The sequence below is a fragment of the Micromonospora sp. CNZ285 genome, from assembly GCF_004637285.1.
Genome location: NZ_SPQD01000001.1, coordinates 6,154,758 through 6,169,704 on the forward strand (window position 1 = coordinate 6,154,758; position 14,947 = coordinate 6,169,704).

At 72.2% G+C, this 14,947-nt stretch carries 15 protein-coding genes; 12 read left to right on the forward strand and 3 right to left on the reverse strand.

Annotated features, from left to right (window positions below; all coding sequences use genetic code 11):
- Positions 1–34: 34 nt before the first annotated feature.
- The 6 genes from CLT75_RS28525 (at position 35) to CLT75_RS28550 (ending at position 5,877) form a co-directional block, all read left to right on the forward strand.
- Entirely contained in the window at positions 35–1,015 is a 981-nt protein-coding gene (locus CLT75_RS28525; RefSeq protein WP_013283956.1) for a ribose-phosphate diphosphokinase, read from the forward strand.
- 284 nt (positions 1,016–1,299) lie between these two features.
- Entirely contained in the window at positions 1,300–1,995 is a 696-nt protein-coding gene (locus CLT75_RS28530) for a 50S ribosomal protein L25/general stress protein Ctc (RefSeq protein WP_013283957.1), read from the forward strand.
- 100 nt (positions 1,996–2,095) lie between these two features.
- Positions 2,096–2,686: an aminoacyl-tRNA hydrolase gene (pth, locus tag CLT75_RS28535; RefSeq protein WP_043326805.1), complete on the forward strand. Its 591-nt coding sequence runs from the start codon at positions 2,096–2,098 to the stop codon at positions 2,684–2,686.
- 65 nt (positions 2,687–2,751) lie between these two features.
- Entirely contained in the window at positions 2,752–3,585 is an 834-nt protein-coding gene (locus tag CLT75_RS28540) for an inositol monophosphatase family protein (RefSeq protein WP_030274093.1), read from the forward strand.
- A 79-nt stretch (positions 3,586–3,664) separates the two neighbouring features.
- Entirely contained in the window at positions 3,665–4,576 is a 912-nt protein-coding gene (cysD, locus tag CLT75_RS28545) for a sulfate adenylyltransferase subunit CysD (protein WP_135243251.1), read from the forward strand.
- Complete coding sequence (locus CLT75_RS28550) at positions 4,576–5,877, forward strand: GTP-binding protein (protein ID WP_135243252.1); 1,302 nt, start codon at positions 4,576–4,578, stop codon at positions 5,875–5,877. The genes cysD and CLT75_RS28550 overlap by 1 nt, the downstream gene beginning before the upstream one ends.
- Before the next feature lie 48 nt (positions 5,878–5,925).
- Here the strand turns inward: CLT75_RS28550 and galK are convergent, their stop codons facing one another.
- Positions 5,926–7,080: a galactokinase gene (galK, locus tag CLT75_RS28555; RefSeq protein WP_135243253.1), complete on the reverse strand. Its 1,155-nt coding sequence runs from the start codon at positions 7,078–7,080 to the stop codon at positions 5,926–5,928.
- Positions 7,077–8,063 carry a UDP-glucose 4-epimerase GalE gene (galE, locus tag CLT75_RS28560; protein WP_135243254.1) on the reverse strand — a complete coding sequence of 329 codons (987 nt, stop codon included), beginning with the start codon at positions 8,061–8,063 and terminating at the stop codon, positions 7,077–7,079. Before galE ends, galK begins: the two co-directional genes overlap by 4 nt.
- 177 nt (positions 8,064–8,240) lie before the next feature.
- Between galE and CLT75_RS28565 the strand changes: the two genes are divergently transcribed.
- From CLT75_RS28565 to CLT75_RS28590, 6 genes are all read left to right on the forward strand, one after another.
- Positions 8,241–9,257, forward strand: a complete 1,017-nt coding sequence (locus CLT75_RS28565; protein WP_209310402.1) for a hemolysin family protein — start codon at positions 8,241–8,243, stop codon at positions 9,255–9,257.
- 33 nt (positions 9,258–9,290) lie between these two features.
- On the forward strand, positions 9,291–10,316 hold the full coding sequence (gene trpS / locus CLT75_RS28570) for a tryptophan--tRNA ligase (RefSeq protein ID WP_135243255.1): 1,026 nt from the start codon (positions 9,291–9,293) through the stop codon (positions 10,314–10,316).
- Between the two features lie 22 nt (positions 10,317–10,338).
- Positions 10,339–10,926: a 2'-5' RNA ligase family protein gene (locus CLT75_RS28575; protein WP_135243256.1), complete on the forward strand. Its 588-nt coding sequence runs from the start codon at positions 10,339–10,341 to the stop codon at positions 10,924–10,926.
- 56 nt (positions 10,927–10,982) lie between these two features.
- Positions 10,983–11,924 carry a YhjD/YihY/BrkB family envelope integrity protein gene (locus CLT75_RS28580; RefSeq protein WP_135243257.1) on the forward strand — a complete coding sequence of 314 codons (942 nt, stop codon included), beginning with the start codon at positions 10,983–10,985 and terminating at the stop codon, positions 11,922–11,924.
- Positions 11,921–12,295 (forward strand): GntR family transcriptional regulator, encoded by a 375-nt coding sequence (locus CLT75_RS28585; RefSeq protein WP_135243258.1) that lies wholly within the window; start codon positions 11,921–11,923, stop codon positions 12,293–12,295. The genes CLT75_RS28580 and CLT75_RS28585 overlap by 4 nt, the downstream gene beginning before the upstream one ends.
- Before the next feature lie 73 nt (positions 12,296–12,368).
- Entirely contained in the window at positions 12,369–12,812 is a 444-nt protein-coding gene (locus CLT75_RS28590; protein WP_194798657.1) for a hypothetical protein, read from the forward strand.
- 153 nt (positions 12,813–12,965) lie between these two features.
- Here CLT75_RS28590 and CLT75_RS28595 read toward each other — a convergent pair whose 3' ends face one another.
- Complete coding sequence (locus tag CLT75_RS28595; protein WP_135243260.1) at positions 12,966–14,600, reverse strand: glycoside hydrolase family 13 protein; 1,635 nt, start codon at positions 14,598–14,600, stop codon at positions 12,966–12,968.
- Positions 14,601–14,947 lie beyond the last annotated feature (347 nt).

Here is a 14,947-nt window from a genome sequence, read left to right on the forward strand (position 1 = left end):
CGGGCACCACCGACATACGGGAGCAGACGGGCCCATGGGCAGCATCGTCGCCGAAAACCGCAAGAGCCTGATGCTCTTCTCCGGGAGGGGTTTTCCGGAGCTGGCCAAGGAGATCGGTGAGGTGCTCGGCGTCGCGCCGACGCCGGCCGACGCGTACGACTTCGCCAACGGCGAGATCTTCGTACGGTACAAGGATTCGGTCCGTGGTTCGGACGCCTTCGTGGTGCAGTCCGTGACGCACGGCGTGAACACCTGGGTCATGGAGACCCTGATCATGGTCGACGCGCTGAAGCGCGGCTCGGCCAAGCGGATCACCGTGGTACTGCCGTTCTACCCGTACTCGCGGCAGGACAAGAAGCACCGCGGCCGGGAGCCGATCTCGGCGCGGCTGATCGCGGACCTGCTGAAGACCGCGGGCGCGAACCGGATCCTGACCGTGGACCTGCACACCGCGCAGATCCAGGGCTTCTTCGACGGCCCGGTGGACCACCTGTTCGCGATGGACGTGCTGGCCGAGTACGTGGAGCACAAGTACGCGGGCCGGCCGATGACCGTGGTGGCGCCGGACTCGGGCCGGGTACGCGTGGCCGAGCGCTGGACCGACCGGCTGGGTGGCTGCCCGCTGGCGTTCATCCACAAGACCCGCGATCCGCTCAAGCCGAACCAGGTGGTGGCGAACCGGGTGGTCGGTGAGGTCGAGGGCCGGGTGTGCCTGATCGTGGACGACATGATCGACACCGGTGGCACGATCACCAAGGCGGCGGACATCCTCAAGGAGCAGGGCGCGGCGGAGATCGTGGTCGCCTCGACCCACGCGCTGCTGTCCGACCCGGCGACGGAGCGGCTGAAGAACAGCCCGATCAGCGAGGTCGTGGTGACGAACACGCTGCCGCTGCCGTCGGAGAAGCAGCTGGACAAGCTGACCGTACTGTCGATCGCCCCGCTGCTGGCGCGGGCGATCCGGGAGGTCTTCGACGACGGCTCGGTGACCACCCTGTTCGGTGGTCTGAGCTGAGCGTGCGGTCCGGTCGCCGGGGAGTCCCGGCGGCCGGGCCGATGCCCTGCGGAACCGGCGGGGCGGTGATATGGGGGACTGCCGGAGAGCCGGGAATTCCCTCGGGTAGACTGGTGCGGTTGCCACGGCGAGGGTGCCCGGCGGGCTGCTGACAAGCACCGCACGGAGGCGCCGTCATCGACGCGGTGCTCCGGGCGGTCGTTCATGACCCTAGCCCCAGCGAGCCCCTCGCCCCAGCACCGCCAGACGACAAGCCGCCGCAGCGAAGCATCAGGAGTTTCCCCGTGTCCGAGGTAAAGATCAGCGCCGAGCCCCGTACCGAGTTCGGCAAGGGTGGTGCCCGTCGTACCCGCCGGGCCGGCAAGGTGCCCGCCGTGCTGTACGGCCACGGCGAGAAGCCCAAGCACATCGCGCTTCCGGCGCGGGAGTTCGCCGCCGCGATCCGTAAGGGCGGCGCGAACCAGCTCTTCGCGATCGAGGTCAGCGACGGCACCCAGGTGCTGGCGCTGCCGAAGGCGATCCAGCGTGACCCGATCAAGGACACCTTCGAGCACGTGGACCTGCTGCTGGTCCGCCGTGGCGAGAAGGTCACCGTCGAGGTCCCGGTCCAGCTGACCGGTGAGGCCGCGAAGGACACGCTGATCGTGCACGACCACGACACGCTGTCGGTGACCGCCGACGCGACCAAGGTGCCGGACCACCTGGAGGCGTCGATCGAGGGCGCCGAGCCGGGCACCACGATCACCGCCGCCGACGTCGAGCTGCCGGCCGGCGTCGAGCTGGCCACCGACGAGGAGACCGCTGTCGCCTCGGTGACCGCCGCGCCGACCGCCGAGCAGCTCGAGGCCACCCTCCCCGAGGTCGAGGAGGCCACCGAGGAGGCCGAGGCCGAGGTCGGCGAGGAGACCGCCGAGGGTGCCGAGGGCGCTCCGGCCGCCGAGGGCGAGGAGGCCCCGGCCGAGGCGAAGACCGAGGCCTGACCGGTCCGCAAGGCTGTGCGACAGGCGTCCCCGGTTCCCGGGGGCGCCTGTCGGCGTATCGGGACGGCTGGTCGGGCGAGCGAGCGGGAAGGGGCGTCGGGTGACGGACGAGGCGGGGCCGTGGCTGGTGGTCGGCCTGGGCAACCCCGGCCGGGAGTACGCGGGCAACAGGCACAACGTCGGGTTCATGGTGGCCGACCTGCTGGCGGCCCGGGTGGGCGCGAAGTTCGGGCGGCACAAGCGCGCGATGGCCGAGGCCGCGGAGGGGCGGCTGGGGTTCGGCGGTCCGAAGCTGGTGCTGTTGAAGCCGTTGACGTACATGAACCTCTCCGGCGGTCCGGTGGCTGGGCTGGCGCAGTTCCACAAGATCCCGCCGGCGCACGTGATCGCGGTGCACGACGAGCTGGACATCCCGTACGGGCAGGTGCGGGTGAAGTGCGGCGGCGGCGAGGGTGGGCACAACGGTCTGCGCTCGATGTCGAAGTCGCTCGGCACCAAGGACTACGTGCGGGTGCGGTTCGGCATCGGCCGGCCGCCGGGCCGGCAGGACCCGGCTGACTACGTACTCTCGGATTTCTCCCCGTCGGAGCGCAAGGAGCTGGAGTTCCTGGTGGACCGCGCGGCGGACGTGGTGGAGTCCGTGGTTCTGAAGGGCGTGGAGCCGACGCAGAACCTGTACCACGGGGGTTGACCGGCGGGGCGGAGCCCGGCCGGTAGCCTCGGGCGGCGGGAGCGAAGGCGGGTGACGGGAGCATCATGGGCAGTCCTCCGATGATCGACGGCGGGTTCGCCCGGTGGCTGGCGTCCCGGGCCGGTCAGGCGCTGACGGCCCTGCGCGCGGAGATGGGCTTCGCCGACGCGGGCGCGCTCCGGTCGGCCGGTGACAAGGTCTCGCACGATCTGATCCGCACCGAGCTGGCGAAGTGGCGGCCGGCGGACGCGGTGCTGTCGGAGGAGGACGAGGGCTCGCGGCTGGCCTGGACGGCGGAGGTGACAGACGCGGCGCTGTCGCGCCTGACCGCGGACCGGGTCTGGATCATCGATCCGCTGGACGGCACCCGGGAGTACGCGGAGGAGGGGCGCGCGGACTGGGCGGTGCACGTGGCGCTCTGGTCGCGTAACGCGTCGAGGCCGCACGGTCTGGTGGCGGGCGCGGTGGCGCTGCCGGCGCAGCACCGGGTGCTCGGCACGGACCACCCGCCGGCGTACCCGCCGATGACTGTGGAGGCGGCCACCGGCGGCGGCGCGCGGGTCATCCGGTTGGCGGCCAGTCGAAGCCGTCCGCCGGTTTTCCTGACCGACCTGGCAGAGGACGTCGGCGCTCATCTGGTTCCGATGGGCTCGGCGGGCGCGAAGATCGCCGCCGTGGTCACCGGTGAGGTCGACGCGTACATCCACGCGGGCGGTCAGTACGAGTGGGATTCGGCCGCTCCGGTCGCTGTGGCGACGGCCACCGGTCTGCATGCTTCCCGGATCGACGGTTCTGCGCTGAAATACAACGGGGCCGACCCGCGTCTACCGGATCTGCTGGTCTGCCGCAAGGATCTCGCGAGTCGGTTGCTTGCAGCGTTGCAGCGGCATTCCGGGTAACCTGAGCGTTCTTCTTCACGAGTCCGACCTGAAAGGTCTGGAATCCGATGTACGGATCCGTGCGAATCGAGTTCGTGTCATGACGTCCCCCGCCGCGTACCAGGTGTCGCACCTCGACGCGCTCGAGGCGGAGAGCATCTTCGTGATGCGCGAGGTCGTCGCCGAGATGGAACGGCCGGTGCTGCTGTTCTCCGGCGGCAAGGACTCGATCGTGATGCTCCGGTTGGCCCAGAAGGCGTTCGCGCCGGCCAACATCCCCTTCCCGGTGATGCACGTGGACACCGGGCACAACTTCCCCGAGGTGCTCGACTACCGCGATCAGCGGGTGGCCGAGCTGGGCCTGCAGCTCATCGTGGCGAGCGTGCCGGAGGCGCTGAACAAGGGCCTGGTCCGCGAGTCGGCCGACGGCATGCGTAACCGGATCCAGACGCCGGTGCTGCTGGAGGCGGTGGAGAAGCACCGCTTCGACGCGCTGTTCGGCGGTGCCCGGCGCGACGAGGAGAAGGCGCGGGCCAAGGAGCGGGTGTTCAGCTTCCGCGACGAGTTCGGCCAGTGGGATCCGAAGAACCAGCGTCCGGAGCTGTGGGCGCTCTACAACGGCCGGCACCACCCGGGCGAGTCGATCCGGGTGTTCCCGCTGTCGAACTGGACCGAGCTGGACGTCTGGCACTACATCGAGCGGGAGCGGATTCCGCTGCCGTCGATCTACTACGCGCACGAGCGCGAGGTGGTCGAGCGCGACGGCATGCTCTACGCGGTGAACGAGTTCTTCCGGGCCCGCGCCGGTGAGCAGCCGTTCAAGGCCCAGGTGCGGTACCGGACCGTGGGTGACGCCTCCTGCACCGCGGCGGTCCGCTCGGACGCCGACACGGTGGAGAAGGTGATCGAGGAGGTGGCCGCCACGCGGATCACCGAGCGCGGCGCGACCCGCGGCGACGACCGGGTCAGCGAGGCCGCCATGGAGGACCGCAAGCGAGAGGGCTACTTCTGATGAGCGTCGAGACCCTGGCCCCGGCCGAGAGCGAGACCGCGCGGCCGATGGACCTGCTGCGGTTCGCCACCGCGGGCAGTGTCGACGACGGCAAGTCGACGCTGATCGGCCGTCTGCTCTACGACACCAAGTCGCTGTTCAGCGACCAGCTCGCCGCCGTCGAGGCGGTCAGCGCGGCCCGTGGCGACGAGTACACCAACCTGGCGCTGCTCACCGACGGCCTGCGCGCCGAGCGGGAGCAGGGCATCACCATCGACGTGGCGTACCGCTACTTCGCCACGCCGCGGCGGAAGTTCATCATCGCCGACACCCCGGGGCACATCCAGTACACCCGGAACATGGTCACCGGCGCCTCCACCGCCGACCTGGCGCTGATCCTGGTGGACGCGCGTAAGGGCCTGGTGGAGCAGTCCCGCCGGCACGCGTTCCTCTGCTCGCTGCTGCGGGTGCCGCACCTGGTCCTGTGCGTGAACAAGATGGACCTGGTGGACTGGTCGCAGGAGGTCTACGAGCGGATCGCGGACGAGTTCACCGCGTTCGCCGCGAAGCTCGACGTGCCGGACCTGACAGTGGTGCCGGTGTCCGCGCTGCAGGGCGACAACATCGTCACCCGCTCGGAGAACATGCCCTGGTACGAGGGCCCGTCGCTGCTGCACCACCTGGAGCGGGTGCACATCGCCTCGGACCGCAACCTGGTCGACGTGCGGTTCCCGGTGCAGTACGTGATCCGGCCGCAGTCCACCACCGTCACCGACTACCGGGGCTACGCCGGTCAGGTGGCCTCGGGCGTGCTCAAGCCGGGCGACGAGGTCATGGTGCTGCCGTCGGGCTTCACCAGCCGGATCGCGGCGGTGGAGACCGCGGACGGCCCGGTGGACGAGGCGTTCCCGCCGATGTCGGTGACGGTCCGGCTGACCGACGAGCTGGACATCTCCCGCGGCGACATGATCTGCCGGCCGAACAACGCCCCGATGGCCGTGCAGGACATCGAGGCGATGATCTGCTGGATGGACGAGACGCGGCCGTTGCAGGTCGGCGGCAAGTACGCGATCAAGCACACGACCCGTTCGGCGCGGGCGATCGTGCGCGGGCTGCACTACCGGCTGGACATCAACTCGCTGCACCGCGACGAGACGGCCGCCGAGCTGAAGCTCAACGAGATCGGCCGGGTGCGGCTGCGGACCACGGTTCCGCTGCTGGCCGACGAGTACCGCCGCAACCGCACCACCGGCGGCTTCGTGATCATCGACGAGTCGACGAACCGTACGGTCGGCGCCGGCATGATCGTCGAGGCTGGCTGACGCACGTGACGAGAAGGCCCCCGGCGCTGCGCCGGGGGCCTTTCGCGTTCAGTCCAGGCGGGTGACGCCGCCGGCCGGCAGGACGGTGAGCGTGCCGGGAGCGGTGAAGCCGCGCTCGGCGTACGCCTCCGTGACGGCGGCGGCCACCGCGTCGGCGGCGCCGGCGTCGACCAGGGCGAGCACGCAGCCGCCGAAGCCGCCGCCGGTCATCCGCGCGCCGTACGCCCCGGCGGACAGCGCCGCCTCGACCGCTATGTCGATCTCCGGCACGGTGATCTCGAAGTCGTCGCGCATGGAGGCGTGCGAGGCGGTCAGCAGCGGACCGGTGTCGCGGACCCGCCCGGCGCGCAGCAGCGCGACGGTGTCGAGCACCCGCTGGTTCTCGGTCACCACGTGCCGGACCCGGCGGCGGGTCTCGTCGTCGTCGAGGCGCGCCAGCGCGGCGTCGAGGTCGGCCACGTCGACGTCGCGTAGCGCGCTCACCCCGAGCGTCGCGGCGGCCCGCTCGCAGCTCTCGCGCCGGGCCGCGTACTCGCCGTCCGCGTGCCGGTGCGGCGCCCGGCTGTCGATCACCAGTACGGCCAGCCCGTTGCCGTCCAGGTCGAACGGGATCTGCTCGACCTCCTCGGTGCGGCAGTCGAGGAACAGCGCGTGCCCGGCCCGGCCGCGGATCACCGCGGACTGGTCCATGATCCCGGTGGGCGCGCCGACGTAGTCGTTCTCGGCCCGCTGGGCGAGCCGCGGCCACCGCCCGGCGGGCAGGTCGAGCCCGCCGAGGTCGACCAGCGCGGCCAGCACCGCCGACTCGATCGCCGCCGACGAGGAGAGCCCGGAGCCGACCGGCACGTCGGAGGCGACGGCGAGCCGCGCGCCCGGCACGTCGTGGCCGTCGGCGCGCAGCGCCCACACCACCCCGGCCACGTAGGCGGCCCACCCGTCGACCCGGCCGGGCTCGTCGGCCTCCGCCGCGCCGAACTCGACCGGGTCGTCGTCCAGCTCCGACCAGACGGTCCAGCGTCCGTCGGGGGCGGGCGCGGCGGCGACCACGGTACGCAGCGGCAGCGCGAAGGGCAGCACGAAGCCGTCGTTGTAGTCGGTGTGCTCGCCGATCAGGTTGACCCGGCCGGGAGCCGCCCAGCGGCCCGCCGGCACGGTGCCGTACCGCTGCCGGAAGCCGGCGGTGGCGCGGTCGGCGACGCTCATGAGGGCTGCGCCGCGACGTGCGCCCGGTAGAACGCCCAGGCGTCGCCGACCATGTCGTGCAGGGTCGGCTTGGCCGGCGTCCAGCCCAGCTCGTCGCGGGCCAGCGCGGAGGACGCGACCAGCTCGGCCGGGTCGCCCTCGCGGCGGGGGGCCACCTCGACCGGCACCGGGTGCCCGGTGACCTCGCGGACCACGTCGACCACCTGCCGGTTGGTGAAGCCGTTGCCGTTGCCGAGGTTGTAGATGCGGTGCCGGCCGGGGGTGGCCGCGTCCAGCGCGAGCAGGTGGGCGCGGGCCAGGTCCTCGACGTGGATGTAGTCGCGTACGCAGGTGCCGTCGACTGTGGGGTAGTCGTCGCCGAAGAGCTGGAGCTTCTCCCGCCGCCCGGCGGCCACGTCGAGCGCGATCGGGATGAGGTGCGTCTCCGGGTCGTGCCGTTCGCCGATGGCCAGCCCGTCGCGCAGGTACGCCCCGGCGACGTTGAAGTAGCGCAGCGAGACGGCGGCCAGGTCGTGCGCGATCGCCTCGGAGGTGAGCGCCATGTCGACGGCCAGCTTGGTCGCGCCGTAGGTGCTGGTGGGAGCCTTGACGGCGGTCTCCGGGATGGGCAGCTCGGTGGGGTTGCCGTAGACGGCGGCGGTGGAGGAGAAGACCATCCGGGGCACCCGGGCGGCGCGCACCGCGTCGATGAGCGCGATCGAGCCGACCGTGTTGGTGTGCCAGTACAGCTCGGGGCGGATCATCGACTCGCCGGCGGCGATGAGCGCGGCGAAGTGCAGCACGCCGTCGAACCCGGCGTCGGGGGTGAGCACCTGGGCGGCCTCGTGCACCGGCAGCTCGACGTGGGTGGCGTCGGGGGCGAGGGCTTCCCGGTGACCGGTGCGCAGGTCGTCCAGCACGGTCACCTGGTGGCCGTGGTCGAGCAGCATCCGGGTCACCACGCTGCCGATGTAGCCGGCGCCGCCGGTGACGAGCAGTTTCACGTCGGTCCTCCTGCCTGGGCCGCGTCCCGCGGCGGCCGTCCCGCGATCACCCTACGGCCGAGGGCTGTGGCGCGGCTGTCGAGTTGAGTCCGCCTCCATTTCATCATAATCCTTCATGATTGAACAGATCCGAACATCGGGCCGAGCGTACGGTGGCCGCTGTCTACCATCCTTCTCATGCGGGAGGGTGGTGGTCCCGGGCCCCGGCGGCGACCGTCGGGGCGGCCCCGACGCGAACCCGGCCCGCTGGCCCGCACCGTGGCCCGTCTCGTGGTGCGCGGCGCCGACGGCGCGACCCGCCTGGTCACCGCACTGCTCGGGGCCAGCCCCACCGCCGGGCGGGAACGGATCAGCGAGGCCGAACTACGGGACCTGGTCGCGGCGAACACGCTGCTCGACCCGGACGAGCGGCGGATCATCGACGAGGTGCTGGTCGCCGGCGCCCGGCTCGTCCGCGAGGTGATGGTGCCACGCACCGAGGTGGTCTTCCTCAGCGCGGCGCTCCCGCTGACGCAGGCCCAGCGGCTGGTCCGGGCCGACCCGCACACCCGCTACCCGGTGGTCGACGGCACCCACGACGACGTGGTCGGCCTGGTGCACCTGCGGGACGTGCTGCTGCGCCCGGACGCGGACCGGCTGCTCCTGGTCGGCGACCTGATCCGGGAGGTGAAGCGCCTGCCGGACAGCAAGCGCGTGCTGGCGGCGCTCACCGAGATGCGCCGGGAGGGCCACCACCTGGCCGTCGTCGTCGACGAGTACGGCGGCACGGCCGGCATCGTCACCTGCGAGGACCTGGTCGAGGAGCTGGTCGGGGAGATCCGCGACGACGAGCACGGCCCGCTCGAACCGGAACCCGCCGGCCTGCCCGCGGTGGTCGACGGCCGGCTCAACCTGACCGACTTCGCCGAGCGCACCGGGGTGTCGCTGCCCGCCGGGCCGTACGAGACGGTGGGCGGGTACGTGATGGCCGTCCTGGGCCGGCTGCCCGTGGCGGGCGACGAGGTGCCGGTGGCTGTCGACCCGGCCGCCGGATCGGTTCCGGCCGATCCGGCGGGCTGGCTGCTGCGCGTGCTCACGCTCGACGGCCGGCGCGTGTCCCGCCTGGCGGTTTCCGCCGCGCGGCTGCCCGAGCCCCGGCGTGAGGTGAACGGTCCGCTTCCGCCCGTACCCGCCCGATCCACCGGCCCGTCATGACGGACGCCGGGGCTTGCTGACAGAATTGCCGCCATGTCCGACGTACCCGCCCGCCCGCGCGTCTTCTCCGGCATCCAGCCGACGGCCGACTCGTTCCACCTCGGCAACTATCTGGGCGCGCTGCGGCACTGGGTGGCGTTGCAGGACAGCCACGACGCCTACTACTGCGTCGTCGACCTGCACGCGATCACCGCGGGGCACGACCCGTTGGTGCTCAAGCGCCGCAGCCGGGTCGCCGCCGCGCAGCTGTTCGCGCTCGGCCTGGACCCGGAGCGCAGCACGCTGTTCGTGCAGTCGCAGGTGCCCGAGCACTCGCAGCTCGCCTGGGTGCTCGGCTGCATCACCGGCTTCGGCGAGGCCGGCCGGATGACCCAGTTCAAGGACAAGTCGCAGAAGCAGGGCAGCGAGCGGGCCAGCGTCGGCCTGTTCACGTACCCGATCCTCCAGGCCGCGGACATCCTGCTCTACCAGGCGAACGCGGTGCCGGTCGGCGAGGACCAGCGGCAGCACCTGGAACTCTCCCGCGACCTGGCGCAGCGGTTCAACTCGCTGTTCGGCAACACCTTCACCGTGCCCTCCCCGCACATCGTGAAGGACACCGCGAAGATCACCGACCTGCAGGACCCGACGGCCAAGATGTCGAAGTCGTCGTCCTCCCCGGCCGGCATCATCGACCTGCTGGAGGACCCGGCCCGCTCGGCCAAGAAGATCCGCTCGGCGGTCACCGACACCGGCCGCGAGATCGTCTTCGACGCCGAGGGCAAGCCGGGCATCACCAACCTGCTGACGATCTACTCCGCGCTGTCCGGCCGGTCCATCGACGACCTGGTCGCCGCGTACGACGGCAAGGGCTACGGCGACCTGAAGAAGGACCTCGCCGAGGTGGTGCGGGAGTTCGTCACGCCGATCCAGGAACGCACGAACGCCTACCTGAACGACCCGGCCCAGCTCGACAAGCTGCTGGCGCGGGGCGCGGAGAAGGCCCGGTCGGTGGCCGCCGGGACGCTGCGGGACGTGTACGAGCGGGTCGGCTTCTTCCCGCCGGTGCGGTTCGAGTAACGGCCCGGACGGGCGGAGACGGGTGACGCAGCCGGTGGCCGGAGGGGTGGCGCGCGACGTGGCGGGCAGTGACACGGCGCCGGGCGGCGCGGACACGATCCAGATCGGGATCGCGGTCGACGTCCCCGAGCCCTGGGGCGGGATGCTCACCCGCCGCCGGGTCGAGGCCGGCGACCCGCTCGCCGTCCCCGCGCACGTCACCCTCCTCGGGCCCACCGAGATCCCGGTACGCGCGCTGCCCGCCGTCGAGGAGCACCTGGACCGGGTCGCCGCCGCGCACCTGCCGTTCACGCTGCACCTGCGCGGCACCGGCACGTTCCGCCCGGTGACCCAGGTGGTCTTCGTGGCGGTGGCGGCCGGGATCAGCGAGTGCGAGCTGCTCGCCGCCGCGATCAACTCGGCCCCCGAGCTGCGGCGCGAGCTGCGGTTCCCGTACCACCCGCACGTCACAGTGGCGCAGGACGTGCCACCCGAGGTGCTCGACAAGGCGTACGAGGATCTCGCCGACTTCTCCGCGTTGTTCCAGGTGGACGCGTTCACGCTGTTCTCGCACAGCGGGGCGACCCGGTGGCAGCCCCGCCGCGACTTCCGGCTCGGCGGCCGCAGCTGAACATCCGACCGGCCGGGGCCCCTCCGCCGGGGGCGGAGATCGGCGAGGATGACGGGGTGAACGTCTTCGGCCGGATCGAGGCGGCGGTGGGGCGCCGCATCGACGCGGCCCGGAGCCGCTCGTCGGTCTTCGACCACCTCTGGCGGGCCGGGACGCTCTACGCCGACCTGCTCGCCGGGCGGCTCGCCGCCGCCATCGCGTACTACGGCTTCTTCGCCGTGTTCGCGCTCGCCCTGGTCGCGTACTGGGTCTTCGGCGCGGTGCTGCGGGACAACGAGGAGGTCAGCCGCGCGGCGGCCGACTTCCTGGAGGAGAACCTGCCCTTTCTCGACCCGGCGCTGATCGCCGAGAGCAGCGGCACCGTCGGCGTGATCGGCCTCGTCATCCTGGTCTTCACCGGCATCGCCTGGGTGGAGGCGATCCGGTCCTCGCAGCGGCTGATGTACGGCTTCAACCAGCAGCCCGGCAACCTGGTGGTGCGGCGCCTGGTCGACCTGGGCGTGCTGGTCGCCGTCTTCGTGCTGCTGTTCGTCTCGGTCGCCGCCGTGGACGCGCTGGAGTCGCTGCTGCGCTTCCTGCTGCGCAGCACCGGCTCGGTGGGCCTGACCACCGTCAGCGCGGTGCTGAGCGTGCTCGTCAACGCCGTGCTCGCCGCCGCGCTGCTGCTCGCAGTGCCCCGGCTGCGGATGAGCCGGCGCCGGCTGCGCCCGGCGATCCTGACCATCGCCGTCGGGATCACCCTGCTCAACACCGTGGGGCGCTACTACGTCGTACGCACCGAGCGGAACCCCGCGTACACGGTGGTCGCCACCGCCGTGGGCCTGCTGCTCTACCTCTACCTGCTCAACCAGTTGGTGCTCTTCGGCGCGGCGCTCGCCGCGACCAGCCGGTACGGCCGGGTGGTGGACCTGGCCGAGGGCGGCGCCCGGGAGGTGGACGTGGAGGCGGACGTGCTCGACGAGGAGACCGAACCGGGGACACCGGGAGGGGCGGGATGAGCGCGCGGATCCGGATCGACGCCGAGTCGGCGGTGCCGCCGTACGAGCAGGTGCGGGCGCAGTTCGCCGCGCGCATCGGCGACGGGCGGCTGCCGGTGGGCACCCGGCTGCCGGCCGTGCGGCAGCTCGCCGCCGACCTGGGGCTGGCGGTGAACACCGTGGCGCGGGCGTACCGGGAACTGGAGGGCGCCGGCCTGGTGGAGACGCGCGGCCGGCACGGCACGGTGGTGGCCCCCGGCCGGGACGACGCCACCGACCGGCTGCAGCGGGCCGCCGCCGAGTACGCCGCCGAGGCGCGTCGCCTGGGTGTCGCGCCGGAGCGGGCGGTCGCGCTGGTCCGTGCGGCGCTGGACGCCGGTACGTGTGGCTGAGCGTGGTCCCCGAAGCGGGGAGAGTCCGATGATTGCGTTCCCCGGTCCGACACGCGGCGACCATGATGGGCCGGTGGGCGCACTCGTGACACTGGACCTGCCGGACGACTCCCCGATCCGGGGTCTGCCGTGGATCATCACGTTCGGCCCGCTCGGCGCCGAGGACGACTGGGAGCCGGTGGTCTGCGGCCCGTACGAGCGACAGCACGCGCTGGCGCTCGCCGAGGCGGTGGTGGCCGACGAGCAGCTGATGGCGGTGGTGGAGCCGCTGCTGCCGGCGCTGACGCCGGAGGAGATCCGCGGCGAGATCGCCGCCGCGCAGATCGCCGCCGAGGACGAGGCGGCCGAGATCGACCAGGCGGACCTCTACGGCGACTTCGAGGACGTCATCGACGAGGAGCTGGAACGCGCCGCCGACCGCGAGCCGGAGCCCGAGCCGGCGAAGGCGCCCGACCGGGAGGAGATCCGGGCCGGGTTCGCCCGGATCGCCGCGCTGCTCACCGCCAAGGGCGGCTGAGAGCGCGCTCGCTCCCCGATGGACACCGGCCCCCCGGGAGCGTGCTCCCGAGGGGCCGGGGCCACCTCACCCCCCACCACAAGGGGTCGGCAGCCCAGCCGCCCGTCGGCGCGGGGCACAACGGACGGCCAGGTCGTTGGCGGGTTACCCGGCTCAGCGCCGTTCGAACCACGCAGCCGCGTCCACCGGCAGGACGTACCCGTCGCCCCGCTCGGTGAGGTCGGCGCTGGCGACGAGCGGGCGGCCGTGGCCGCTCACCGTCACGTCGGCGCCGCTGATGTTCACCACGCACGTCACCTCGGCGTCGCCGGCGGTGCGGCGGAACGCGAGTACGCCGGGCTCGGTCTCCAGCCAGGTGATGCCGTCCAGGCCGGCCAGCGCCGGGTGCTCGTGCCGGACGCGCAGCGCGGTCCGGTACAGCTCCAGCGTCGAGCCGGGCGCACCGGCCTGGGCGGCCACCGACAGCTCCCGCCAGGTCGCCGGCGCCGGCAGCCAGCTCAGCTCGCTGCCGTCCGGCCCGAAGCCGTACGGGGGCAGGTCGCCACCCCACGGGATCGGCACGCGGCAGCCGTCGCGGCTCTCCCCGGTACGCCGGAACGCCGGGTCCTGACGCAGCTCGTCGGGGAGGTCCAGCACCTCCGGCAGGCCCAGTTCCTCGCCCTGGTAGACGTACGCGCAGCCGGGCAGCGCGAACATCAGCAGCGCGGCGGCGCGGGCGCGGCGCAGGCCGACCTCGCCGTCGCCGTACCGGGTGACGTGCCGCTGCCGGTCGTGGTTGGAGAGCACCCAGGTGGTCGGCGCGCCCACGATCGTGGACTCGGCCAGCGCCGTGTCGATCACCTTGCGGAACGAGTCGGCCGACCAGGTGGCGTCGAGGAAGTCGAAGCTGAATGCCTGGTGCAGCTCGTCCGGGCCGATGTAGCGGGCCAGGCGCTGCGGCGTCTCGGCCCACGCCTCGGCGACAGCCATCCGGCCGCCCGGGTAGCTGTCCAGGATCGGCCGCCAGGCGCGGTAGATGTCGTGCACCTCGTCCTGGTCGAAGTACGGCAGCCGGCCCTTGCCCAGCAGCTCGGACTGACGCTGGCCGGTGGTCATCGAGTTGAAGCCGACGTCCGGCAGGCCCTCGGCCTTGATCATCCCGTGCGCCACGTCGATCCGGAAGCCGTCCACGCCGCGGTCCAGCCAGAAGCGCAGCACGTCCTCGAACTCGGCCCGCACCTCCGGGTGGCGCCAGTTCAGGTCGGGCTGGGCCGGGTCGAACAGGTGCAGGTACCACTGGCCGTCGACCACGCGCGTCCACGCCGGGCCGCCGAAGATGCTCTCCCAGTCGTTCGGCGGCAGCTCGCCCTGCTCGCCCTTGCCGTCGGCGAACAGGTAGCGCTCACGCTCCGGCGAGCCGGGCCCGGCGGCGAGCGCGGCGGTGAACCACGGGTGCGCGCTGGAGGTGTGGTTCGGCACCATGTCGACGATGATCCGCAGGCCGAGCGCGTGCGCGTCGGTGATCATCTCGTCGAAGTCGGTCAGGTTGCCGAACAGCGGGTCGACGTCCCGGTAGTCGGACACGTCGTAGCCGGCGTCGACCTGCGGCGAGGTGTAGAACGGCGTCAGCCAGAGCGCGTCCACGCCGAGGTCGCGCAGGTACGGCAGGCGCTGCCGGATGCCCTGGAGGTCACCCACGCCGTCGGCGTTCGCGTCAGCGAAGCTGCGGACGTACACCTGGTAGACGACAGCGGACCGCCACCAGTCGTCGTCGGCGGTGCGAGGGGTGGTGCTGGGGGCGGAGGTCATCGCTGTCGATCCCGTTCTGTGGCGGCTTCTGGTGCGGCGCAGGGTGTCTGAGAAGAATGCCGCCATCACACTGCAAGAGTCAAGCATTCCTTGCGCAAGAAATGACAGCCATCACCCGCCGCTGCCCCCACGCCGTCTCCCGCATCCCGGGACACCCACCCACCCCTCACCGCCCGCCCAACCCCGTCGATCATGAAGTTGACAGTCCCCGCCACCGCCCGATTCATCCCCGCCAACTTCATGATCGCCCCGCCCAGGTCCGGACGGGTTTGGGCGGTGATCAAGGGGTTTGTGTCCGGGAGGGAGATCGACTCCGCCGCAAACTCCTTGATCAACGGGGAGAAGGG

What these genes read in the sequence shown, in the direction of transcription:
- CLT75_RS28525 (WP_013283956.1), top strand. Translation starts at nt 35, where the DNA reads ATGGGCAGCATCGTCGCCGAAAACCGCAAGAGCCTGATGCTCTTCTCC.
- CLT75_RS28540 (WP_030274093.1), top strand. Translation starts at nt 2,752, where the DNA reads ATGGGCAGTCCTCCGATGATCGACGGCGGGTTCGCCCGGTGGCTGGCG.
- cysD (WP_135243251.1), top strand. Translation starts at nt 3,665, where the DNA reads ATGACGTCCCCCGCCGCGTACCAGGTGTCGCACCTCGACGCGCTCGAG.
- CLT75_RS28550 (WP_135243252.1), top strand. Translation starts at nt 4,576, where the DNA reads ATGAGCGTCGAGACCCTGGCCCCGGCCGAGAGCGAGACCGCGCGGCCG.
- galK (WP_135243253.1), bottom strand. Translation starts at nt 7,080, where the DNA reads ATGAGCGTCGCCGACCGCGCCACCGCCGGCTTCCGGCAGCGGTACGGC.
- CLT75_RS28565 (WP_209310402.1), top strand. Translation starts at nt 8,241, where the DNA reads ATGCGGGAGGGTGGTGGTCCCGGGCCCCGGCGGCGACCGTCGGGGCGG.
- trpS (WP_135243255.1), top strand. Translation starts at nt 9,291, where the DNA reads ATGTCCGACGTACCCGCCCGCCCGCGCGTCTTCTCCGGCATCCAGCCG.
- CLT75_RS28585 (WP_135243258.1), top strand. Translation starts at nt 11,921, where the DNA reads ATGAGCGCGCGGATCCGGATCGACGCCGAGTCGGCGGTGCCGCCGTAC.
- CLT75_RS28595 (WP_135243260.1), bottom strand. Translation starts at nt 14,600, where the DNA reads ATGACCTCCGCCCCCAGCACCACCCCTCGCACCGCCGACGACGACTGG.